Genomic DNA, 24,215 nt, shown 5'->3' on the forward strand with positions numbered 1-24,215 from the left:
TTTTTGATTACTCGAACGGTTGGGGATCACCCGCACCAATACGTGCCACAACTGGCTCACCGTCACTGAAATCAATGACTGTGGTTGGTTGTTCACCTAAATAGCCACCGTTAAGAATGCAGTCTACCGCGTGCTCTAGTTTGTCACGGATATCTTCCGGATCCGACTCAGTCACCTCGTTCCCTGGTAGAATCAATGACGTTGACATCAACGGCTCGCCTAATGCTTCCAGCAAATCCAACGCAATACGGTTATCCGGAACACGGATACCAATGGTCTTACGCTTAGCGTTCATCAGACGGCGTGGCACTTCTTTTGTCCCCTTGAAGATGAACGTGTATGGCCCCGGTGTGTTGTTCTTTAGCAAGCGAAATGCTGAATTGTCGACGCGTGCGTACAGTGAAAGCTCTGATAGATCTCGGCAAAGCAGAGTAAAATTGTGTTTTTCGTCTAAACGACGAATCTTACAAATACGCTCTAAAGCCTGCTTGTTTTCTAGCTGACAACCAAGTGCATAGCCTGAATCCGTTGGGTAAATCACTACCCCGCCATTACGAATGATTGCTACAGCCTGATTGATCAAGCGAGCCTGTGGGTTTTCTGGATGAACGTAAAAAAACTGGCTCATTGTAATTCCTCATTAATGGGTCATTAGACCCTATCGAATCTCGCGACTCTATATTTCGATGTATTGATATAATTCAAATAGATACGTCTGTTTGTGAAGGCTCAATACCCCAATCTTTCCAGACAGGTTCAACACCTGACGGCAGCCAAAGGTTTCGACCTAATTCCATCCAAGGGGACGGATAATGAAAGTCACTGCCCTGGGAAGCTAATAGTTTGTATTGTATAGCATAATCAGCCAAGTTGCGTCTTTCTTGTTGCCCTTGTTGAGGTTGAGCCACTTCCATAGCATCACCGCCCACTTCAACAAACGCTGAAATCAGTCGTTTGAGCCACTTAGCGGTCAGATCATAGCGTCCAGGATGAGCTAACACCGCCTTTCCGCCAGCAGCATGGATCGCTGTAACCGCCTCTTCCATTGAACACCAAGTCGGTGGCACATAACCTGGGTTATTCCGCGTCAGGTACTTTTTAAACACCATCTGCATGGTTTTCGCGTAACCGTTGTCCACCAGCCATTTAGCGAAATGAGCACGAGTGATAGGCGCATCTCCCGCTATCAACTTAACTTCGTCCAACACCCCTTCACGGGTTGCTTTGCTCAAACGGTGGGCAATCAATTCTGCTCTGCCTTGCCTGTGGTCTTTTTGTTGATGGATCAGCGCATTTAAAGCCTCAGACTGTGGGTCAATATTCAAACCAACAATATGAATATCTTTATTCTGCCAAACCGTCGAGATTTCAATGCCATTAATTAGCTTTAGCGCATAACCTTGCTGTGCAATATAGTCTCGAGCTGGTTGCAATCCATCGACGGTGTCATGATCTGTGATAGCCAAAACATCGAGGTCAAAGCTGACAGCACGCTCGATCAACTCGTTTGGAGCTAGTCGTCCATCAGAAGCTGTCGTATGGCTATGTAAATCAATTCTCATAAATATCTTTTTTTAGTTGACTTTTTACCTCTGCACTAGTTAACTAGTACATAAATACGAAGTACCTGAATTAAGGCTCACCATGTTACAAGAAATTAACCAAAACCAGAAAGTGAAAGTTGCAGCTTGCTCGACGAGTCAAAGCTCAATTGATCTATCTTGGTGGCGCACTTGGACAAGTTCTTGGTGGGCTAACGTGTACTTCTAGATTATAGAATTAATGTTACTAAAGCCCGCTTATCTCAGCGGGCTTTTTTTGTTTTATCCTCTTCCACACGTTTAAGTGCTCAAAGAACCACCAGTTTGGAAAAATTCCGGATTGGGCATGACCAAACTTTATGCGAGTATGTGTGAAAGGAAGAAATTATCTATGGAAAGGAGGTCTTGTGAACAAGGCCATTGAAATCAGAAAGCTAGGCGAACTGGAAGTGATTCACACTTCAGCGCCATATGCACAAGACCCGACTCGTCTGTTCCATACTCTTTGTGCAGACAAAACGGATAGCTTGTTGTTAGAGTCTGCTGAAATCGACTCGAAGCAAAACCTCAAGAGTTTACTTATCGTCGACTCAGCGGTTCGTATCGTATGTTACGGCCACGAAGTCACCATGACTGCGTTGACAGAAAATGGTCAACACCTTCTGACGCACCTGAACCAAAATATTCACGCGCAAGTAAATAGCGCATTTGATGGCACAGTACTTCACCTTAAATTCGAAGCGCCATGCGACACTCTTGATGAAGATTCCCGCCTACGCGAAGCATCATCATTCGACGCGCTGCGTTTGGTGCAACATAGCTTCAACCTAGAAGACCAGCACAAACATGCTATCTTCTTAGGCGGCCTGTTTGCCTACGATTTAGTAGCGAACTTTGAACCGTTAGGCGATGCCGAACAAGCCAACCAATGTCCTGATTACGTTTTCTACGTTGCCGAAACCTTGTTGGTTGTTGACCACCAGCGTGAAACCTGCGACCTGCAAGCGACACTGTTTGCTAACCAAGAGCAAAAAGCAACGCTGCAAACGCGTATTGATTCTATCGCTCAGCAGTGTTCAAACCTTACCGCGCTACCACAAGCGAACAAGCTAAAAGACGTCGAGGTGGCTCCAAGTGTCTCTGACCAAGACTTCTGCCAGATCGTGCGTGATTTGAAGCAGTACGTCGTAAAAGGCGATATTTTCCAAGTTGTACCATCTCGCCGCTTCACTTTACCTTGTCCTTCTCCGCTAGCAGCATACAAGGAACTCAAGATCAGTAACCCAAGCCCATACATGTTCTACATGCAGGATGAGTTATTCACTCTGTTCGGCGCTTCCCCGGAGAGTGCTCTGAAATACGAGACTGACACCAACCAAGTTGAAATCTACCCGATCGCCGGGACACGTCGCCGTGGCAAACGTCCAAATGGCGCGATCGATTTTGACCTAGACAGCCGTATCGAGCTAGAGCTGCGTAGCGACAAAAAAGAGAACGCAGAACATATGATGCTGGTCGACTTGGCTCGTAATGACGTTGCACGTATTTCTCAGGCGGGGACTCGTCACGTCGCTGATCTTCTCAAAGTAGACCGTTATAGCCACGTGATGCATTTGGTTTCTCGTGTTGTTGGTCAGCTCCGCAATGACCTTGACGCGCTGCACGCTTACCAAGCATGCATGAACATGGGCACGTTAACAGGCGCACCTAAGATTCGTGCCATGCAGCTTATTCGTGATGTTGAAGGCGCTCGACGCGGCAGCTACGGCGGCGCAGTTGGCTATCTCACCGGCGAAGGGACGCTAGATACCTGTATCGTAATCCGCTCAGCTTACGTTGAGAATGGCATCGCTCAAGTACAAGCTGGTGCGGGGGTTGTATTCGACTCAGACCCGCAATCCGAAGCAGACGAAACTCGCGGTAAAGCGCAAGCCGTTATCTCTGCCATTCAAGCCGCGCACAAGGAGTAGTAGAGATGGCGAATATTGTATTTATTGATAACTTCGACTCGTTTACTTACAACTTGGTCGACCAATTCCGTTCATTGGGCCATGAAGTCACAATTTACCGTAACCACATTGCCGCTGAGGCGATTGAAAACGCGGTTGCCGAGTTAGATAACCCTGTCGTACTGCTTTCTCCAGGCCCTGGCGCACCCTCTGAAGCGGGGTCAATGCCTGAAATCATTCAGCGTCTGAAAGGTAAAGTGCCAATCATCGGCATCTGCCTTGGTCATCAAGCGATTGTTGAAGCGTATGGCGGCACAGTCGCTGGCGCCGGAGAAATTATCCACGGAAAAGTTTCCATGATGGAGCACCAAGACCACGCCACTTACGCTGGTTTACCGTCGCCACTTGCTATTGCGCGTTATCATTCACTGGTCGCAACTTTTGTTCCTGAAACACTGGCCGTAACGGCGGAAGTTGATGGATTGGTGATGTCTGTCGTGCAAGAGCAAGACAAAGTATGCGGATTTCAGTTCCACCCAGAATCAATCATGACTACGTATGGTGCCACTCTGTTGGCTAACGCTATTGACTGGGCATTGGAACCTCAAGGGAAAGAATAAGGAAATTTATCATGGAAACGATCATCAATAAGCTCTACGAGCAACAAGACCTGACTCAAGAAGAAAGCCAGCAGCTGTTTGACGTGATTATTCGTGGTGAACTAGACCCAATTCTAATGGCGTCTGCACTCACCGCGCTAAAAATCAAAGGTGAAACACCTGATGAAATCGCTGGTGCAGCAAAGGCACTACTAGCCAACGCGAACCCTTTCCCCCGCCCAGATTATGACTTCGCCGACATCGTTGGTACAGGTGGTGACGGACACGACACAATTAACATCTCAACCACCGCCGCGTTTGTGGCTGCGGCTTGCGGATTAAAAGTGGCGAAACACGGTAACCGCAGCGTTTCGAGCAAGTCGGGGTCTTCTGATCTGCTGGACTCATTCGGTATCAACTTAGCAATGAGCGCGGAAGATACGCGTACTGCGGTTGACCAACTCGGTGTTGCATTCCTATTTGCCCCGCAATATCACGGCGGCGTGCGACACGCGATGCCTGTGCGTCAAACCATGAAAACGCGCACCATCTTTAATATTTTAGGTCCGCTTATTAACCCAGCTCGTCCTAACATTGAGCTGATGGGTGTGTACAGCAAAGAACTCGTACGTCCAATCGCGGAAACAATGCTGCAAATGGGCATGAAGCGCGCTGCAGTCGTGCACGGAAGCGGTCTAGATGAGGTGGCGATTCACGGTGAAACCACCGTTGCTGAGATCAAAGATGGCAAAATTACTGAATACACCTTAACGCCAGCAGATTTTGGTGTTAATACTCATCCTTTAGAGGCGATTAAAGGTGGCGATCCGGAAGAGAACAAAGCCATCATCACCAACATCCTGACGGGTAAAGGGACAGAAGCTCAATTGGGCGCAGTCGCGGTAAACGTGGCACTACTGATGCGTCTATTTGGACACGAAGACCTCAAAGCAAATACCCTGCAAGCAATCGAAGCGATGAACTCTGGTAAGGCGTACCAGTTGGTCAAACAATTGGCACAACACGCGTAACCCGTTCCGCTATAGGTAAGTAAGATGACTCAGAAAAAAGACAATTTATCCGAACACGTCTCTGTGAAAGAAGCACAGATGGCGGAAGTGTTGGCGAAAATCGTTCGCGATAAATACCAATGGGTAGCTGAGCGCAAAAAAACTCAGCCATTGGAAACATTCCAAGCGGATTTAACGCCGTCAGACCGAAGCTTTTACCAAGCGCTTAGCGGCGATAAAACGGCATTCATCATGGAATGTAAGAAAGCCTCACCGTCGAAGGGCCTAATCCGCGCTGACTTTGACCTTGATTACATTGCATCGGTATACAACAAACACGCCAGTGCTATTTCGGTGTTGACTGACGAAAAGTATTTCCAAGGTCAGTTCGAGTTTTTGCCGCAAGTTCGCAATCAGGTATCTCAACCTGTGCTGTGCAAAGACTTCATGATCGATAGTTACCAAGTCTATCTGGCTCGTCACTATTTTGCAGACGCGATTTTGTTGATGCTTTCGGTATTGAGTGACGAAGAGTATCAAACGCTCGCTGAGGTCGCTCATTCGCTCGATATGGGGGTTCTGACCGAAGTGAGTAATGAAGAAGAGTTGCACCGCGCAGTGGCATTAGGAGCAAAAGTCATTGGCATTAATAACCGCAACCTACGCGATCTCAGTACGGATTTGAATCGCACCAAAGAGTTAGCACCTACCATTCGTCAGTTAGCCCCAGAGGCAGTGGTAATTTCCGAGTCTGGCATCTATACCCATCAGCAGGTTCGTGATTTAGTCGACTATGCCGATGGCTTCCTGATTGGCAGCTCTTTGATGGCAGAAGACAACCTTGAGCTAGCGGTACGCAAAATTACCCTTGGCGCAAACAAAGTCTGCGGCCTGACCCACGCTGACGATGCAGCCAAAGCGTATCAAGCTGGCGCGGTTTTTGGCGGCCTTATTTTTGTCAAAAGCTCACCGCGTTATGTTGAACGTGAAAATGCAAGACTAGTCATGAGTGGCGCGCCACTAAACTATGTGGGCGTATTCCAGAACGAAGAAGTGGATTTTGTGGTCGAGGCAGTCAAGGAACTGGGACTAAAAGCGGTGCAATTACACGGCAATGAAGATCAAGACTTTGTCGATACACTAAGAGCGAAACTGGATAGCGATGTCGAGATTTGGAAAGCTTACGGTGTGCGCGACCAACAGCCAGCTCTATTGACCGCAAACGTTGACCGCCATCTCCTCGATACCAAGATTGGTTCTCAAACTGGCGGCACAGGATTGGTGTTCGACTGGAGCTTGATTGGCGACCCGTCAAAGGTGATGTTAGCGGGTGGTATTACTCCATTCAATGCTCAGAAAGCATCGCAACAAGGCTGTCTTGGATTGGATCTTAACTCGGGCGTTGAAAGCTCACCGGGTAAAAAAGACGCCACGAAATTGCAACAAGCTTTCGCTGCAATACGCGACTACTGATTAACGAATTTTACTGGTGTGAATCTTCGTACCAATACAGATTAAAGGAATGTAAACATGGCAAAACTAGATGCCTACTTTGGTGAATACGGTGGTCAGTACGTACCGCAGATCTTAGTTCCGGCTTTAGAGCAGTTAGAGCAAGCGTTTATCGACGCACAAGCTGACCCAGAGTTTCGTAGCGAGTTTATGGGTCTGCTACAAGAGTACGCAGGCCGTCCGACTGCGCTAACACTGACGCGCAACCTGACAAAAGGCACCAAAACCAAACTGTACCTAAAACGTGAAGACCTACTTCACGGTGGCGCGCACAAAACTAACCAGGTTCTTGGTCAGGCATTGCTCGCAAAACGCATGGGCAAAAATGAGATCATTGCTGAAACAGGCGCAGGCCAACACGGTGTAGCTACGGCACTGGCTTGTGCACTGCTAGGTTTGAAATGTCGCGTGTACATGGGCGCAAAAGACGTTGAACGTCAAAGCCCGAACGTGTTCCGTATGAAACTGATGGGTGCCGAAGTTATCCCAGTACACTCAGGATCTGCGACGCTTAAAGATGCGTGTAATGAAGCGCTACGTGACTGGTCAGGTAGCTACGAGGAAGCGCACTACCTACTAGGCACGGCTGCTGGACCTCACCCATTCCCAACAATTGTACGTGAGTTCCAACGTATGATCGGTGAAGAAACCAAGAATCAAATCCTAGCACGTGAAGGCCGTCTACCTGATGCGGTTATCGCCTGTGTCGGCGGTGGTTCGAACGCGATCGGTATGTTTGCAGACTTCATCGAAGAAGAATCAGTTCGTTTGATTGGCGTTGAACCTGCAGGCAAAGGTATCGATACCGACCAACACGGCGCGCCACTTAAACACGGTAAAACGGGTATCTTCTTTGGTATGAAAGCGCCATTAATGCAAGATAATAATGGTCAAGTTGAAGAGTCTTACTCCGTTTCTGCTGGTCTTGATTTCCCGTCAGTCGGTCCACAGCACGCTCACCTCAACGCCATTGGTCGTGCTGAATATGACAACGTCACCGACGACGAAGCATTGGAAGCTTTCCAAGAACTGGCTCGTAGTGAAGGAATCATTCCTGCTTTAGAATCCTCTCACGCTTTGGCGCACGCTCTACGTATGGCGCGTGAAAACCCTGAGAAAGAACAATTACTAGTGGTGAACCTATCGGGTCGCGGTGATAAAGACATTTTCACTGTACACGCCATCTTAGAAGAAAAAGGAGTGATCTAATGAGTCGTTATGAAGCTATGTTTGAGCGCCTAAATGAAGCAAAACAAGGCGCGTTCGTACCGTTCGTAACGGTTTGCGATCCTAACCCAGAACAATCGCTGAAGATTATGGAAACCTTGGTTGCTGCTGGCGCCGATGCACTTGAACTAGGCATTCCGTTTTCTGACCCATTAGCAGACGGACCAACCATTCAAGGGGCAAACATTCGTGCGCTAGATTCAGGTGCAACGCCAGATATCTGTTTTGAGCTTATCGCGAAGATCCGTGCTAATAATCCAGATTTACCGATCGGTCTATTGATGTACGCTAACTTAGTGTTCGCACGTGGTATCGATAACTTTTACCAGCGCTGCGCTCAAGCCGGGATTGACTCTGTATTGATTGCAGACGTCCCGACCAACGAAAGTGGCGAGTTTGTCGAAGCGGCGAAAAAACATGGTATTGAGCCTATTTTCATCGCTCCACCAACCGCGTCTGATGACACGCTTCGTTCTGTTGCAGAACTTGGCGGTGGTTACACTTACCTACTTTCTCGTGCAGGTGTGACTGGCGCAGAAACCAAAGCCAATATGCCCGTGGGTGACATGCTGAGTAGACTCAACCAATTTGACGCTCCGCCGTCGCTGCTAGGGTTCGGTATTTCTGAGCCGCAGCAAGTTCAACAGGCTATCCAGTCTGGTGCCGCAGGCGCAATTTCCGGCTCTGCAGTAGTGAAAATCATTGAAAGTCACGTCGAGCAACCTGAGCAGATGCTAGAGAAACTGTCTGAGTTTGTTTCTGCAATGAAAGCGGCGACGGGTAAATAAAACACTCAAACAAATAACTCAATGCCTAGGCGCCCAACAGGATATTTCTGTTGGGCGCTTTTCTTTTATCCAGCATTGGTGGGCCTTAACAACCTTGAATAAAAAACGACCTACCCAATAGTTTGAAGCTCAACTGGACACATACTCCACTGCACGCTCAATAATCTATCTCAATTGAACAAATTGTTAACATTAACCAGATTTTCACAAAATCAAACTCATCCATCTCAATAGCGTTTTTAGGCGCAAATCATTAGCAAAACAAATAGCAATCGTTTGCCAACGAACAAAAAGTTAGCACCTGTCAATGAATCATCGATTTATTTATCAATAACCCCCGTACTGATATTGCCAATTGTAAAAATTACGTGTACAAAGCAAGACGAAATTATCATCCGAATTTGAGTTTTTGTTCAGTTGGTAATTCTGGAAATTTAAATTTTATTAGCACAGAGGTTATGGAAGTGTTACAAAATAAGAGTTTACTAAGCAACATTGGCGTGCAAGTCGTTATTGCTATGATCGCGGGTACTGCCGTTGGTGCCTTCATGGGTCACAGCGCATCGATGTTTGCACCGTTAGGCGCAATTTTTATCAACCTAATTAAAATGCTGGTTATCCCTTTGGTTGCAGTAGCACTGATTTCTGGTGCAGCAGGTCTGGGTAATAGCCAATCAGCAGGTAAAGTTGGTCTAACAACACTAGGCTACTTCGGCCTAACTTCCGCACTAGCAGTAGCACTAGCGCTATTGATGGGCGAAGTATTCCAACCGGGCACAGGCATTGACGTTTCTGGCGTTGAAGGCATGTTCTCATCTGAGTACGCTTCAAAAGGTGAACTACCAAGTTTCTGGGCGACCATCACTGGCATGATCCCAACCAACGTTTTCCAATCACTGAACGAAGCAAACATCCTACAGATCCTAGTATTCTGTATGTTCTTTGGTATTGCGATTTCTAAGCAAGCGAAAGAGCGTCGTGAACCAATCATCAACGGCGTTAACTGCATCGTTGACGCGATGGTTTGGATGATCAACAAAGTCATGGTCATCGCACCCATCGGCGTATTTGGTCTGATGGCAGAAGCAGTTGGTACATTCGGCTTTGGCGCACTCATGGTAGTGTTTAAGCTATTCGTTGTTTACGTTGCCGCTATTCTTATCTTCGGTTTTGTGGTTTACCCACTGATGGTGCACATATTCACTAAAACCTCTGCGAAGAAATTCCTAACTGCGATGAAGAAGCCACAAGCAGTTGCACTGTCTACCGCATCTTCAATGGCAACACTTCCTGTTACAATGGATACGTGTGAGAAAGAACTAGGCGTGAGAAACTCTACTGCGTCATTTGTTCTGCCTTTAGGCGCGACAATCAACATGTCTGGTAACGCGATTTACTACGGTTTAGTCGCAATCTTCTTTGCACAGCTGTTTAACATCGACTTAGGCATGGGCGCGTACATCGCGATTATCGTGACTTCGACTCTAGGTGCCGTTGGTCAAGCAGGTGTCCCTGGACCTTCTTTCCTAGTGGTAGCAGTACTACTAGCGGCTGGTATTCCAATCGAAGGTCTGCCACTACTGTTCGCACTTGACCGTATCTTCGATATGATTCGTACGGCGCTAAACATCACTGGTGATGCTGCGTGTGCGGTAATCGTTGACTCTTTGATTGAAGAAGAAGCGCAAGCTGCACCAGCAAAGCAAGAAGCATAATTTCCTGCGAATACTTTGAATAACAGAGCCACTTTTACAGTGGCTCTGTTTTTATTTCGCTTTGCAAAAACTACTTGCCTTCCAGATCCGATACAACTCACTGATTTTCTGAACCTTCGTCGTTACCTTTTGATATGCAATGCTTATAATAGCTGCAGACTTAGAATGGAGCCGTCACGTCATGGAACAGAATGAAGAAGCGAATCGCCGCCCACTGGCAGTAAGAAACCTTTCCCTCACCAAACGAATTGCCGTCTGGATTTGTGATAAAAACATCACACCAAACCAGATCTCTTTACTAAGCATCCTATTTGCCGCGCTCGCCTTGTTATTTGGTGCGCTGTATTTCAGCTACTCCAACATGATTTGGCTATTACTCTTCCCCGTTGCAATTCAGATGCGTCTACTGTGTAACTTGTTTGATGGCATGGTTGCGGTAGAAGGTGGCAAACAGTCCGCTGCTGGTGAACTGTTTAACGACGCCCCTGACAGGCTCGCCGACCTATTGATTATCTTAGGCGCGGGCTGTATCGCTTTGAATCCTTACGCAATTCACTTAGCTTGGCTGACGGCTGTTTTGGCTGTATTAACTGCCTATATCCGCGTGCTAGGCGTCAGCATGGGCTGCCCAGCTGATTTCCGCGGCCCGATGGCAAAACAACATCGCATGGCACTGCTTACCTTTACCAGTTTGATTATGTTCGCAGACCAATTCTTTAGCTTTATCAAACTAGAAACGTTGAACCTGATGGATATTGCACTCATGATTATGGCGCTTGGTTGTCTCGTGACTTGCTGGCGCAGATTGATTCATATTTATCAGCTTAAAAATGGCGCACTCGCGGAGAAGACCAATGACTAGTGTTCCTGCTCATTCTCTGCATATGATGGCGACGATTGTCTTAGCGCTCATCATTGGCACTCTTACATATCTATTCCTGTCACGCAAAAATCCGGACAAGGATTACCACGAGCTAAAACTACGTATTCGCTCTTGGTGGTGGATGGTTGGGATTGTTTTCGTTGTGCTTGCTCTGCCGCTTCAATATACGCTGGTTTTCGTCGCCTTTCTTAGCTTTATGGCGCTTAAAGAATTTCTCTCCATTGTGCCAACACGCATGACCGACCGCAGAATTATCTTCTGGGCGTATTTATCGATCCCGTTCCATTACTACTGGCTTTCCATCGGTTGGTACGGCATGTACATCATCTTCATTCCAGTTTACATGTTCCTGTACTTACCTATGGTGGCGGTGTTGATTGGTGATACCAAGGGCTTTATTCGCTCTGCGGGCATCATTCATTGGGCGCTGATGTTGACGGTATTCTGCGTCAGCCACATGGCGTATTTACTGGTGTTGCCGAGTAAAAACCCCGATGCAGGCTCAATGGGTATGTTGCTGTTTTTGTTGGTGTTCACTCAGTTTAACGACGTGTGCCAGTACGTATGGGGCAAGAGCCTTGGCAAACACAAAATTGTGCCTAAAGTCAGCCCTAATAAAACATGGGAAGGGTTCATCGGCGGCGCGGCAACGGTTATCGCTGCCAGTTATTTCTTCGCCCCTTACCTTACGCCATTAACGTCGCTTGAAGGTATCGTTGCCGGGATGATCATCGCGTTCAGCGGCTTTATCGGCGACTTGGTTATTTCATCAGTTAAACGCGACCTTAAGATCAAAGACACCAGCCAGTTTATTCCGGGTCACGGTGGGATTCTGGATCGTATCGATAGCCTGATGTTTACCGCACCGCTGTTTTTCCACTACATCTATTACCTTTACTATTAAGAGGACGAAATGAAGTTACTTAAGATTCTGTTTGTCCTGCTATTCGTAAAGCCATTGGTCTTTGTTGGCTTAGGGCTGAATATTATCCACCGCCAACATCTACCAGAAAAAGGACCGGTTGTGGTTGCCGCCAACCACAACAGCCATTTAGACACCTTGGTGTTACTCGCACTCTTCCCTATTAGCTTGGTGCATAAAGTGCGCCCCGTCGCGGCGGCGGATTACTTCCTCAAGAACAAACTGACCACTTGGCTATCGCTGAATGTACTGGGGATCATTCCGATTCGCCGCTCTCCGTCGAAAAGCGAACGAGACGCTATCTTCGATGAATGCCATCGCGCGTTAGAAGATGGTGATATTTTGATTATCTTTCCAGAAGGCAGTCGTGGCGAGCCTGAAGTAATGAGTGGTCTTAAAAAAGGCATTTACCATCTGACCAAAGAGCACACTAACTGCCCTGTTGTTCCAGTGGTAATGCGAGGACTAGGCCGCGCTTTGCCGAAAGGGACGGCAATGTTTGTTCCGTTTAATTGTGATGTCGTCCTTGGAGAGCCCATCGAGCAGTTTTCGGATGCCGATGACTTCCTTTGCAGCATGCAAAAGCAATATGTTGAGCTCGCGCAGCAGTGCATCGTGACCAATTACGACGAGTAAATCCACACAAAAAAGCCCAGCAAATTGCTGGGCTTTTCATTAAAGACTTTTCACATTATAGGAAGTGGAAAGTGGCGTTTAGAGAGAAGTTCTCGATTTCGTCTTCTTCTAACGTGTATACGTTGTAGCTAGCACCTAAAGAGATTGGGCCCATCATAAAGTATTCAGCGCCTACACCGTACATAGTATTGATTTCTTCTTCTTTAAAGCCAGCGCTCTTATCTTCTAGCTTGTAAGAGTGAAGACCTGCTTTAGCGTAAACATGTAGAGGACCGAAGTCGATGCTTGGCTTTGCAGCAAAGTAAACCGCTGAACCGTCAAGGTCTAGCGTTTTGTTGTCGTATTTCGCATTATCAAACTCGCCAAATGTCTGGTAACCCGCTTCCAAACCGATGAATGGAAGAATACCAGTACCCACGTGCACGTTGTATGAAGATGCTGATTCACCACCTAGGTCAGCTTGGCCGACACTCGCGCTACCATAAATCCATGAGTCCGCAGAAGCTGTTGCTGATGCGCCAATCAGAGCTAGCGCTAATAGTGTCTTTTTCATAATGAACCTTCTCTAGTTACTCGGCAGCAGCTTGTGCGGCAAACTGCTGCCTATCAAGTCAATTTACTTAATGATTATTTATAATTATGCAATTGTTATGCCTAACAGGACTCAATTGCGTTTTTAACTCGCTTGTCGGAGATTGGATATGGCGTACCCAATTGCTGAGCAAAGTAGCTCACGCGCAGCTCTTCCAACATCCAACGAATTTCTTTGACGTTTTCCGGTACCGCAACGCCTTTTGGAATCTTGTTCAGCAGCTCTTTGTAGTCGTTGGCGACTGACTCAATCTTAAGCATGTGCAAGCGATCTTTGTTCGGATCGATTGGGAGTTTTTCCATTCGACGCTCAATCGCTTTCATGTAACGCAGAATATCCGGAAGACGCTTCCAACCACATTCCGTCGCAAACCCTTTAAAGATAAGCCCTTCAATTTGCGCTTTGATGTCAGAGAGCGCAAACGCCATCGTGAAATCGATTTTTCCTTTCAGCTTCTTATTGATGCTAAAAGCCGTCGTTAGGATCGTTTCTACTTGTTTTGCGATATCAACAACCGTATCACCTAATTCTGCGCGAACATGCTCTTTTAACGCTTCAAATTGATCTGGCTGCCACACTAAACCGCCCTGCTCTTCGATCAGTTTATCGACACCACAGGCGATACAGTCATCAATCAAGTCAAGTACCTTACCGTAAGGGTTAAAATACAAGCCTAGTTTTGACTTGTTCGGTAAGTTCGCGTGTAAGTACTTAATTGGCGATGGCACGTTAAGTAAAACCAGACGACGCTGACCTGCTTTCATCGCTTGAAGCTGTTCTTGCTCGGTCTCATAGAGCTTAATCTCAACGCTATCTTTGCTGTCAACAATCGCAGGGAACGCTTTCACATCGTAGCCACCGCGCTTTTGTTGGTAAACTTTTGGCAGTTCACCAAAGCTCCAAGTGTGTAGCCCTTGTTGTTCAATATCGTCATCGGCGACTTTAGACAGCGTTTCTTGAACCTTATCTTTCAGGCTATCTTTCAGCTCGTGCAAATCACGGTGCTCTTTCAGCTTACGATTACGATGGTCTACCGCACGGAACGTGACTTTTAGGTGGTCAGGTACCTGCTCCAGATTCCAATCTTCACGCAATACCTCAACCCCCGTCATGCGGCGAAGCTCTTTTTCCAATGCATCAAGCAGAGGCGCTTCCATCGGCGTCACGCGCGCTAAAAACGCATCCGCGTAGTTCGGCGCTGGGACAAAATTCTTACGAATGGTTTTTGGCAACGATTTAATCAGGCTAACTACTAACTCGTGACGCAAACCTGGGATCTGCCAATCAAAACCTGCTGGCTCAACCTGATTTAAGATTGGCAACGGCAAATGTACCGTGACGCCATCGTTATCTTCGCCAGGCTCGAACTGGTAGCTCAGCTTTAATTTAAGACCGTTTTGATGCCAAAAGTTAGGATAGTCTAAATCGGTGACATGGCTTGCGTCACCTTTAAACAGCATCTCTTTTTCAAAATTGAGCAATTCGCTGTTTTCTTTTGACGCTTTCTTCCACCATGTATCGAAGTGACGGCCTGAAACCACTTCAGTGCTCACACGTTGGTCGTAGAATTCAAACAGCTCATCGTCATCCACTAGGATATCGCGACGACGAGACTTGTGCTCAAGCTCTTCCACTTCTTGCAGCAGTTTGCGGTTTTGCTTGAAGAACGCGTGCTTGGTTTCCCACTCACCTTCAACCAACGCACTGCGAATAAAAATTTCACGGCTTACAGCTGGATCAATGTTGCCATAGTTGACCAAACGCTTAGGCACGATTGGCACTCCGTAAAGCATCACTTTCTCGTAGGCCATAACAGCCGCGCGCTTTTTCGACCAATGCGGTTCGCTGTAGCTACGTTTAATCAAATGCTTCGCCAGTGGCTCAATCCATTCCGGCTGAATTTTGGCGATGATACGTCCCCACAGCTTTGAAGTTTCCACCAGCTCCGCCGACATAATCCATTTCGGCTGCTTCTTAAACAGGCCGGATGCCGGGAAGATATGAAAACGAGCATTTCGGGCGCCTTGGTATTCGTTTTTCTCTTGGTCTTTGATACCGATATGAGATAGTAAACCTACCAAGATTGCACTGTGTACTCCCTGATAACTCGCTGGCTCATCATTGAGTTTGAAGTCCATTTCACGCATGGCTTGGTGAAGCTGGAAGTAAACATCCTGCCACTCACGGATACGCAAGTAGTTAAGATATTCCTGCTTACATTGCTTGCGGAACTGGTTGCCCGTCAGCGCTTTTTGCTGCTTCTGAATATAATCCCACAGGTTCACAAACGTCAGGAAGTCCGACTCTTCGTGGAAGAAGCGGCGATGCTTATCATCTGATGACTGCTGTTTGTCACTCGGACGCTCGCGCGGGTCTTGAATCGATAACGCAGAAGCGATGATCATCACTTCTTTCAGCGCACCGTATTTCGGCGCTTCGAGCACCATACGCGCTAAACGCGGGTCAATTGGTAAACGCGCAAGTTGACGACCGACGGCCGTCAGGCGCTTTTTCGGATCTTTGGCGTTTTCATTAATCGCGCCTAGCTCTTCAAGCAAGCGCACACCGTCTTGAATGTTGCGCTTGTCTGGCGCTTCGACAAACGGGAACGCCTGAATATCGCCAAGACCGAGTGCCGTCATTTGCAAGATAACCGACGCCAAGTTGGTACGTAGGATCTCAGGATCGGTAAACTCAGGACGTGATGCGAAATCTTCCTCAGAGTAGAGACGAATACAGATACCTTCTTCAACACGACCACAACGACCTTTACGCTGGTTGGCACTTGCCTGCGAAATTGGTTCGATTGGGAGACGCTGAACTTTGGTTCGGTAACTATAGCGACTGATACGCGCCGTACCAGGGTCGATAACGTACTTAATCCCCGGTACAGTCAACGAGGTTTCAGCCACGTTGGTCGCCAAGACGATGCGTCGACCTGCGTGCGGCTGGAAGATTTTATTCTGCTCACCCGCAGAGAGGCGCGCGTATAGTGGAACGATCTCGGTGCTTTTCAGATTGCGTTTCGACAACGCATCCGCTGTATCACGAATCTCACGCTCACCATTCATGAAAATCAGAATGTCGCCTAAGCCTTCGTCACATAGCTCGTCAACCGCTTCAAAGATACCTTCAAGCTGGTCGCGGTCATTGTCGTCATCACCACTTAGTGGGCGATAACGTGTCTCAACCGGATAAGTACGACCAGAGACTTCAATGATTGGTGCATCATTAAAGTGCTGAGAAAAACGCTCAGGGTCAATGGTTGCTGAAGTGATGATGACTTTCAGATCGGGACGACGCGGCAGCAGTTCTTTTAAGTAACCGAGAATAAAATCGATGTTCAGGCTGCGCTCGTGCGCCTCATCGATAATGATGGTGTCGTATTGGTTAAGAAAACGGTCGTGTTGAATTTCCGCCAGCAAGATACCGTCGGTCATCAACTTGATTTGGGTATTTTCCGAGATTTGGTCGTTAAAACGGACTTTATAACCAACAAACTCACCCAGCTTGGTTTCCATCTCTTCGGCGATACGGTTAGCTACCGAACGCGCGGCAAGACGACGTGGCTGAGTGTGACCAATCAGGCCAAACTTGCCTCGGCCAAGCTCAGCGCAGATTTTAGGCAACTGAGTCGTTTTACCCGAGCCTGTTTCACCTGCGACGATAACCACTTGGTTCTCTTCAATCGCCTTAGCAATATCCGCTTTTTTCTGACTAACAGGAAGAATTTCTGGATATTCGATAGTCGGTTTAAAGCTATCTCTTTGTTCCGCTTCCATCATAGATTTGGCGATATCCAACGCGATTTCGTCAAACACGGCATTACGCGAAGCTTCTTTCTTGATTTTACTTGCTCCGGAAATACGTTTGTTCAGACGAAAGCGGTCACGCAGCATACATTGTTGTAGGGCTTTGCGTAACGAAGCGGGCGTGTTTGCCTGAACCTGTTGTTCAGTCGCCTTAGAATCTGTTCTTGGGGGCTGTGACGAGGTCAAAGCGTTTCCTATTCATTTGTATCGATAAAACTGCGCGGATTGTAACATAAGCTATGGGTGCGATTTAAATAAAAACGCCCACAACCAAATAGCCGTGGGCGTTGTTTAACCAATGTTGTTTCTTAGAAGTGGTACTGAAGATAGAGCGTGTTGTAGTTACTGCCACCTTTTATACGGCCAAATTGAGACGCTTTTTCGAAGATCGCACTGCGATGATGGAGTGAATACCCCAGCCACACGTTCTTCAAGTCAGAGACATTAATCAAATCACCAACATTCACATCTACAGAAAAGTCTAGATAGTTCAGTAGGTTGCTTGGCGTGTAACCTTTCTCATCCATTTCCGTCTGCTCAATGTTAGTGATGCTGTCGATGTATGACACCCCTTCTGCAACACCGAATCGCCACTGCGTCGGCCAGTTAAAGGTATAATAGGCCTTCATTGCCACCACATACTCGGTCGAACTCGACTGAGAATCCGACGACCAATGATGCGCCACGCCCGGCGTTAAATAAATGTCGATTGGTAAACCAAAAAGCTCGTCGGTTAACGGGTAGCCATAAAACACCGAGCTCATCTGGTTGTTTTCCGGGTCGGTTTCACTTTGGAACTTAAAAATTTCACCGATGTTTGACGGCGTTGCCCAACCATGCGCAAAACGCAGATAAGACTTGTTTGAAATCTGACACTTTCGCTCGGCGGTTTTGTCATTAAAGAAGCCGAAACCAACAAACATTTCGCCTTGATAGCGGTCGTTCATCAGCGGGGAGTCGTAAGCGTTGTCATCAAAACGGGTTACGCTCGTCGAACCAAGTAAATAAAGGTTTGATACTACGTGATAGCGCGCGTCTACCCCAAGTTTTACGTCAACCCCCGCGCCAATGCGGTCACCAGTTCGGTCTGAAAACGCGTAGTAAGCGCTATTAAAATCGGCTTCTTTATACCGCAGGGTTAAATGTGGCTTCACGTTCCAACTGCCCTGCTCAAACTCACCGGCAACTTTAAGATTACCGTGCAATCGAAACTCCGAGTCTGTCATCAACTCAGTGTCTGCATGCCAGTTGTCGTCAAACTGATAGCGAAGCTGTAAACCGAAATCGGAAGAGTCACCTTCATTGGCGTTCTGTACATACGCTGGCAGGTCAACATATCGGAGTCTTGCGAGCGTATTAAGCTGCCATGTTTTGTCTTCGCTATCGAATAGGTGTAAACCACCTTCTGTGCCGTCTAAAAACACATATTGATTGTCAAAGAAAATCATCGGAACAAACGTGCTGACCGTTTGATCACCATCGTCGGTATCGAACGGAATTGACGCAACGCGATACATTGCTGCAATTCCCCATTCCTGTTCATCTGAGTCAAGTAACTCGGTTGCTGATGATTGAGATGCAAAGCAAGCAACGCACATCCCTACTACGAAGCGAGAAAAGTCCCACTGTTTTGTCATTTTTTGCTTCCAACAACTCAGTTTTTAACCAACTGAGCGTCTTAATACTTATGTTTCTTGGTACTAAGCCGTTAATATAAAAGCGTATAATCTACTAAAGCTGACGATTGTGAAAGCATCTGAATTAAAGAACTTACTGAATTCACTTAATATTGACACTGATCCTGAGGTGGTTTGCGGTGAATACTGGCTACCAGAACGATTGGTTAACGTGCAACAAGAAAACGACCTGCTCTTTCTTGAGTTTGACTCTGCGCCTGAGGAAAACCAAGGCGAAGAAGAAGGACGAGGCTTTGTCGAGCACGAAATAGAACTTATTCGTGAACGCGTAAAACAAATCCTAGAAGAAGGTTCAGATACAAACGCCAAAGCAGATGCTATGCTTGCACTTTTCTTAATGGGTCACGAGCGTTCTAGTTCGGAAGTCATTGAGTTACTTGAAAACCCTGAACTGATGGAAAAACCAGCTGATTAATCAATGACATCACAAACGATTCCTTTCCTCATCGCAGGTCCAATACTGCGTAAAACGACATCAAATCAGCTGGTCTTTTGGCTCGTTACCCGCGAGCCAATCCAAGGCGCTTTCAAACTTTACCGACACCAAACAAAGCAGGAAATATTCAGTGCTGACCTAAACCACTGTGAGTCCATTCAAGTGGGCGAACACGCGGTGGTCACACTGGCGAACTTCACGGGTGATTTCCCACTTAATCAGCCACTTGAGTACGAGTTTGAGACGCAACACGGCGCGATATCGACGCTCTCTCCTGAGCTTTTGTATGAAAACGAAAAACGATTAACCATCGTGATTTCTGACAAGGCCGACTACGTGCTACATGGCTCTTGCCGTAATCCACATCATTCCAGTGCAGATGCGCTCGTTGCTGCCGACAAAAAGGTCGCACAATTGCCGTTTGAAAAGCGTCCGGATTTATTGATGATGAGTGGCGATCAGATCTACGCAGACCATGTGGCAGGAGCAACATTAGACGCAATCGATCAGGTAATTGACTTGCTCGGATTGGCCGGGGAATCGTTTCAAGATGCACCGATTGCAAACAGTGACGAACTGCGCGCGCATCCAGACTACATCTATGGGCGCGATAAGATTTTGCCCCACTACGTTGATGATGGTCGCTTAATCACCAAACTTATCCCTAAGTGGAATGTACCGATATTTAGTTCTAAAGAGTGTGAAAACCACTTGATTACCTTCGCTGAATTTTTTGCCATGTATCTGCTGACTTGGTCACCTGTGTTGTGGAAACTGGTAAACCCAAGTCGTTTACTTGACCAGGGCTTTGAGTTCAACGGTAAGCAGATAGAACCCAATTGGCAGCAAGTCTGGCGTGAAGAAAAACACAACTTAGACGGATTTATTCAAGGCTTACCCAGCAGCCAAAGGTTAAGCGCCCACATCCCGACCTATATGATCTTCGATGACCACGACGTCACCGATGATTGGAATCTGACGATCGGTTGGGAAAAAGCCGCTTACACCAACCTGTTTTCCAAACGCATTATTGGCAACGGGTTGATCGCTTACTGGTTATGCCAAGGTTGGGGGAACGAGCCGGATAACTTTAACGACGAGTTCTTTGACTTCGCGCGCGCCTATTTCTCGCAGCCAAACAGCGATACTCAAGACGAATTTATTCAATACCTGTATAGCTTTGAGAAGTGGCACTACACCATTCACACTTCACCGAAAGTGGTGGTGCTCGATACAAGAACACGACGCTGGCGTTCAGAATCACGCATGAACAAACCATCCGGCTTGATGGACTGGGAAGCATTGATCGAGTTTCAACAAGAGCTAATGCATCAAGACAAAGTGATTGTCGTTTCAGCCGCACCGATTTTTGGTGTTAAGTTCATTGAAACCTTACAGCGGGCGATGACCAGCATTGGTCATCCTCTGGTGGTCGATGCAGAAAACTGGATGGCACATCCGGGCAGTGCCAATACTCTGCTGAGTATCTTTACTCATACCAAAACCCCGACCAACTTTGTGATCCTTTCCGGTGATGTTCACTACTCCTTCGCGTACGACATTAAACTGCGTTTTCGCAAAAGTAGCCCAAACATCTACCAAATTACCTGTAGCGGTTTTAAAAATAATTTCCCTGAGCCTTTATTGGCATTTTGTGACCATGCAGACCGCCTGCTCTACTCACCCCGCTCGCTACTAAACTTCTTCACCAAACGTAAGCGTTTGAAGATCAAAAAGCGTGACCCGAACACGCCAGGTAGGCGTCGCTTGGTGAACATCAGTGCAATTGGCGAGCTAAAACTGGACAGTCAGGGAAAACCTCAGCGCATTTCAATCTTGACTGCCGATGGGCAAGAAATCGATTTCCCGCCGATAAGTGAAAAGTAAGTGTTGTGTAAAGCCACTTGTGATCCCAACCATTAATCACTATCTATAAAGATAAAGGCGTAAGAGATACACGATATGATCAATTCGATAACTAAATTATTTAAGCAGTTGCTGGACGGTAATGATTTAGGTAAACAATCGACCGCAGACCCCAACTTAGCGATTGCTTGCCTATTGTCGGAAGTCGCGGGGGCAGACTACCAAGTTGACGAAGCGGAAACGAAAGCCAAATTTAGTCTGCTAGGTAAATTACTTGGGCTCGACGAGGCTGCTGCACAAGGATTATTGGATCGCGCTCAAGTGGCTCGCAGCAACTCCGCATCGCTATACGAGTTTACCTCACAGCTGAGAGAGCTTAGTCAGGAAACGCGTTTTGCGTTGATACAAGCGATGTGGGAAGTGGCCAATGCGGACGGAAAAATCGACCCGCTAGAAGATGCGGTGATCAGAAAGACAGCAGAATTGCTCTATGTCGACCACAGTGAGTTTATTCGCGCTAAACTGTCAGTGACCAATCCGTCGTCTTGAGACTTGCTACACCAACAACCAGATCGCAAAAAGGGAGCCTCAGCTCCCCTTTTTTATGTTCAGTAGGTCTTAATTTACAGCATGGTTAATGCGAGCTTCGCCAGATTGTAGGCGTCCACATATCCAGAATGCTGGCGTCCTTCCCATTCAATACCTTTGGCTTCTTGAGCCGCTTTGTGGCCAATGCGTTTATCTTTAAGACGATTTTGCACTCGGTAAAGTGTTGCCAAGTTAATGAACTCTCTAAAGGGCATCTCAATACCTTTTTGCTCGCACTCTTGTGCCAACACGATGTCGTCCCGCCCCCAAGAGGCGTAAATCTTATTCGCACCGCCGAAGTTTTTGATCATAGATTTGATCACTCCAGCCAACGGACGACCTTGTTTTTCGATTTTCCTTGGCGTGATACCCGTTAATTGAGAACAGAACAGCGAAACCTCATCTTGCTCTGGCCTAACATAGTATTGTGCACGCTTGACGATCTCGCCTTTTACTAGGTCGATTTCAGCCAAACCGACTTCGATGATTTCACCAGTGGTACCGACCCCGTTTTCATTCCAGCAACACATCTCTAGATCGAAGCAAACTATACGGTTATGGTTCATCACTCGCCTTTCATTGTCATTATTTCGAAAAGGCGGGATTCTACATCAGAACTCAGCACAATTCGAATTTTGCCGCGTTAGGTGCTTAGTTATTCTGCAACCGTAACGCTGTTGCGACCTGCTTTCTTACTCTTATATAGCTGGGTATCGGCCATTTGCACACTATCTTCGGCGTTTTCCGTTGTTCTGACGACTCCACCGATACTAAGCGAGCTGCGCACTTTTAAGTTGCCAAATGACAAATAAGACGACGATACCGCACGACCAATATCATTTAAGTGCTCGTACAGCTCTTTGTAATCGGTGATATTAGAAATAATATTGAACTCGTCGCCGCCCGTGCGGAAAAAGAGCTCATCCGGACGCAGATGCTTTTCCACCTCGCGTGCAATGTGGACCAACATTTCGTCACCGGTCGTATGACCGAAACTGTCGTTAATCTGCTTAAAGTTGTCGATATCAAAACTTGCCAAAGCAAAAAGCTTGTCATCCATCACTCTCGCCTGCAGTTCTTCGTTAAACGCGCGGCGATTAAGTAGCCCCGTCAACGCATCGTGATCCACCATAAATTGCAGCTCTTGTGTGCGCTCATCAAGCAAAACTGACAAGCGCTCTTTACCTCTGACTTGCAGAAATACGATGTAACTAAACAGGCACGCGATCACCAAACCGCCTATCCATACGCTGCGTTGGACTAATAAATCGTTGTTGGTAAAGCGCTCCGCGAGCTTGAAATCCACAATCCATTCGCGGTTAGGCAATTTGACGGTTTTGCTGATCTCCATCCCTTGAGTTTCTTGCCAGCCTTCACTTTGATAGAGCACAGGATCATCTTCGGCATCAAACCCCATGTCAGTGACCTTGATCAGTAGGTCCTGACCGGAAGCGGTTCGAGTCACTAAGTTCTTAAAGTAATTGGTGGTACGAATCACCCCTACCACAACGCCGATCAGATTCTGCTCTGACTCTTGGTCAAACACCGGGTGATAAACCAACAAGCCTGTTTTCTCTAGCGAACGGTCTAAGCCATCTTGCAATAAGCGCACCTTATCAGACACGCTTGGTTGGCCCATTGCACGAATCCCATCCAGTACCAGTTGGAAGCGAACGCGAGAAGAATAAAAACCCAATAAACCGATATTGGCGTCACTCATCGGGTAGATATCCGAAACCACATAAATTGGTTCGTTATGCGGCATGATATAGCCAAATGTCTTCGGTCCGTCTTTAGGGACGGTATAGAGCGTAAAGTCAGGATAAGCCTCGCGCATTTCGGCGGTATATTTAGGTAGCTGATGCGGCTCTACCCTGCGCATCCACTGTAAACCGATTAAGGTATCTGAGGACGACAGTAGCGTTTTAGCAAAGACAGGAAAGGTATCCCAATTCTCTGGTTTGGTGGAGTGGAAGTAATTGGCACCTGTGCCGATGAAGTGCAAGTCACTTTCCAACACTTCCTGTAAATTCCCCGCTTGTTGTTCAGCAAGATTATTAAACAGATCGCTGGCGTATCTTAACTGCGACTGGAAGGCAAAATAAACTAAAACCGCAGTTACCAGTACGGTCGATAAGAAAGCCAAAATTGGATAAAGAATCTTTCTCGGAATCGGGATTCGCATAAACCTGTAGTAAGCCGTTTTATTCTCATTCATCTTAATCTTATAGTCAGATAATCAGCAACATAAAGCGTTTCTAAACTTTTGCATGAAAAAACGGCGCAGAGTTCACTGTCTAGATTAAAATCATGACAAAAAGCGCATAAAAATACATCAGTCAACTGACAAATCAGGGCGCAAAGCTAGATTTCTACAAGCGTGAAAGATTGAATGTGATACTATTTGCCCCAATTTATTATCATAATTTGGCCTCCTATTGC

Annotated in this window: 21 protein-coding genes and 1 other annotated feature; of the genes, 14 read left to right on the forward strand and 7 right to left on the reverse strand. The window is 47.0% G+C overall.

Going from position 1 to position 24,215, the window contains the following annotated elements:
* Nucleotides 1–7 precede the first annotated feature (7 nt).
* Both HCZ42_RS00670 and rnm read right to left on the reverse strand, forming a co-directional pair.
* Complete coding sequence (locus HCZ42_RS00670) at nt 8–628, reverse strand: L-threonylcarbamoyladenylate synthase (protein WP_167418870.1); 621 nt, start codon at nt 626–628, stop codon at nt 8–10.
* Between the two features lie 73 nt (nt 629–701).
* Nucleotides 702–1,562, reverse strand: coding sequence for an RNase RNM (gene rnm, locus HCZ42_RS00675; protein WP_167418871.1), 861 nt, complete (start codon nt 1,560–1,562; stop codon nt 702–704).
* A gap of 82 nt (nt 1,563–1,644) precedes the next feature.
* Here rnm and HCZ42_RS00680 point away from each other — a divergent pair, with 82 nt between their 5' ends.
* The 11 genes from HCZ42_RS00680 (at nt 1,645) to HCZ42_RS00730 (ending at nt 12,782) form a co-directional block, all read left to right on the forward strand.
* Nucleotides 1,645–1,770 (forward strand): Trp operon leader peptide, encoded by a 126-nt coding sequence (locus HCZ42_RS00680; protein ID WP_053408428.1) that lies wholly within the window; start codon nt 1,645–1,647, stop codon nt 1,768–1,770.
* Nucleotides 1,717–1,821: a sequence feature (Trp leader region), on the forward strand. It overlaps the preceding gene by 54 nt.
* Nucleotides 1,822–1,948: 127 nt before the next feature.
* Nucleotides 1,949–3,511, forward strand: coding sequence for an anthranilate synthase component 1 (locus tag HCZ42_RS00685; RefSeq protein WP_167418872.1), 1,563 nt, complete (start codon nt 1,949–1,951; stop codon nt 3,509–3,511).
* A gap of 5 nt (nt 3,512–3,516) precedes the next feature.
* Nucleotides 3,517–4,110 (forward strand): aminodeoxychorismate/anthranilate synthase component II, encoded by a 594-nt coding sequence (locus HCZ42_RS00690; protein WP_167418873.1) that lies wholly within the window; start codon nt 3,517–3,519, stop codon nt 4,108–4,110.
* An 11-nt stretch (nt 4,111–4,121) separates the two neighbouring features.
* Nucleotides 4,122–5,120 (forward strand): anthranilate phosphoribosyltransferase, encoded by a 999-nt coding sequence (gene trpD, locus HCZ42_RS00695; RefSeq protein WP_167418874.1) that lies wholly within the window; start codon nt 4,122–4,124, stop codon nt 5,118–5,120.
* A 24-nt stretch (nt 5,121–5,144) separates the two neighbouring features.
* Entirely contained in the window at nt 5,145–6,572 is a 1,428-nt protein-coding gene (gene trpCF / locus HCZ42_RS00700; protein ID WP_167418875.1) for a bifunctional indole-3-glycerol-phosphate synthase TrpC/phosphoribosylanthranilate isomerase TrpF, read from the forward strand.
* Nucleotides 6,573–6,629: 57 nt separating this feature from the next.
* Entirely contained in the window at nt 6,630–7,820 is a 1,191-nt protein-coding gene (gene trpB / locus HCZ42_RS00705) for a tryptophan synthase subunit beta (RefSeq protein ID WP_167418876.1), read from the forward strand.
* Nucleotides 7,820–8,626, forward strand: coding sequence for a tryptophan synthase subunit alpha (gene trpA, locus HCZ42_RS00710; RefSeq protein ID WP_167418877.1), 807 nt, complete (start codon nt 7,820–7,822; stop codon nt 8,624–8,626). The genes trpB and trpA overlap by 1 nt, the downstream gene beginning before the upstream one ends.
* A gap of 458 nt (nt 8,627–9,084) precedes the next feature.
* A complete protein-coding gene (locus HCZ42_RS00715) occupies nt 9,085–10,341 on the forward strand; it encodes a dicarboxylate/amino acid:cation symporter (protein WP_167418878.1) in 1,257 nt (418 codons plus the stop codon).
* A 181-nt stretch (nt 10,342–10,522) separates the two neighbouring features.
* Complete coding sequence (locus HCZ42_RS00720) at nt 10,523–11,203, forward strand: CDP-alcohol phosphatidyltransferase family protein (protein ID WP_167418879.1); 681 nt, start codon at nt 10,523–10,525, stop codon at nt 11,201–11,203.
* A complete protein-coding gene (locus HCZ42_RS00725; protein ID WP_167418880.1) occupies nt 11,196–12,128 on the forward strand; it encodes a phosphatidate cytidylyltransferase in 933 nt (310 codons plus the stop codon). Before HCZ42_RS00720 ends, HCZ42_RS00725 begins: the two co-directional genes overlap by 8 nt.
* A 9-nt stretch (nt 12,129–12,137) precedes the next feature.
* On the forward strand, nt 12,138–12,782 hold the full coding sequence (locus HCZ42_RS00730) for a lysophospholipid acyltransferase family protein (protein ID WP_167418881.1): 645 nt from the start codon (nt 12,138–12,140) through the stop codon (nt 12,780–12,782).
* A 55-nt stretch (nt 12,783–12,837) separates the two neighbouring features.
* On the opposite strand, the gene HCZ42_RS00735 is transcribed toward HCZ42_RS00730, so the two are convergent.
* The 3 genes from HCZ42_RS00735 to HCZ42_RS00745 form a co-directional block, all read right to left on the reverse strand.
* Entirely contained in the window at nt 12,838–13,335 is a 498-nt protein-coding gene (locus HCZ42_RS00735) for a porin family protein (RefSeq protein WP_053408417.1), read from the reverse strand.
* A 101-nt stretch (nt 13,336–13,436) separates the two neighbouring features.
* On the reverse strand, nt 13,437–17,372 hold the full coding sequence (gene hrpA, locus HCZ42_RS00740) for an ATP-dependent RNA helicase HrpA (protein ID WP_167418882.1): 3,936 nt from the start codon (nt 17,370–17,372) through the stop codon (nt 13,437–13,439).
* Between the two features lie 122 nt (nt 17,373–17,494).
* A complete protein-coding gene (locus HCZ42_RS00745; protein WP_167418883.1) occupies nt 17,495–18,823 on the reverse strand; it encodes a MipA/OmpV family protein in 1,329 nt (442 codons plus the stop codon).
* 109 nt (nt 18,824–18,932) lie between these two features.
* Here HCZ42_RS00745 and HCZ42_RS00750 point away from each other — a divergent pair, with 109 nt between their 5' ends.
* The 3 genes from HCZ42_RS00750 to HCZ42_RS00760 all read left to right on the forward strand — a co-directional run bounded on the left by HCZ42_RS00750 (nt 18,933) and on the right by HCZ42_RS00760 (nt 21,734).
* Nucleotides 18,933–19,298: a hypothetical protein gene (locus HCZ42_RS00750; RefSeq protein WP_167418884.1), complete on the forward strand. Its 366-nt coding sequence runs from the start codon at nt 18,933–18,935 to the stop codon at nt 19,296–19,298.
* 3 nt (nt 19,299–19,301) lie between these two features.
* Entirely contained in the window at nt 19,302–21,206 is a 1,905-nt protein-coding gene (locus tag HCZ42_RS00755; protein ID WP_167418885.1) for an alkaline phosphatase D family protein, read from the forward strand.
* Between the two features lie 75 nt (nt 21,207–21,281).
* Nucleotides 21,282–21,734, forward strand: a complete 453-nt coding sequence (locus HCZ42_RS00760) for a TerB family tellurite resistance protein (RefSeq protein WP_167418886.1) — start codon at nt 21,282–21,284, stop codon at nt 21,732–21,734.
* A 74-nt stretch (nt 21,735–21,808) separates the two neighbouring features.
* On the opposite strand, the gene HCZ42_RS00765 is transcribed toward HCZ42_RS00760, so the two are convergent.
* A complete protein-coding gene (locus tag HCZ42_RS00765) occupies nt 21,809–22,339 on the reverse strand; it encodes a 3'-5' exonuclease (RefSeq protein ID WP_167418887.1) in 531 nt (176 codons plus the stop codon).
* Between the two features lie 89 nt (nt 22,340–22,428).
* Complete coding sequence (locus HCZ42_RS00770) at nt 22,429–23,991, reverse strand: CHASE domain-containing protein (RefSeq protein ID WP_254868857.1); 1,563 nt, start codon at nt 23,989–23,991, stop codon at nt 22,429–22,431.
* Nucleotides 23,992–24,215: the final 224 nt, after the last annotated feature.

Origin of the sequence: Vibrio hepatarius (assembly GCF_011806575.1) — a bacterium.
In the GTDB taxonomy this organism is placed as follows: Bacteria; Pseudomonadota; Gammaproteobacteria; order Enterobacterales; family Vibrionaceae; genus Vibrio; species Vibrio hepatarius_A.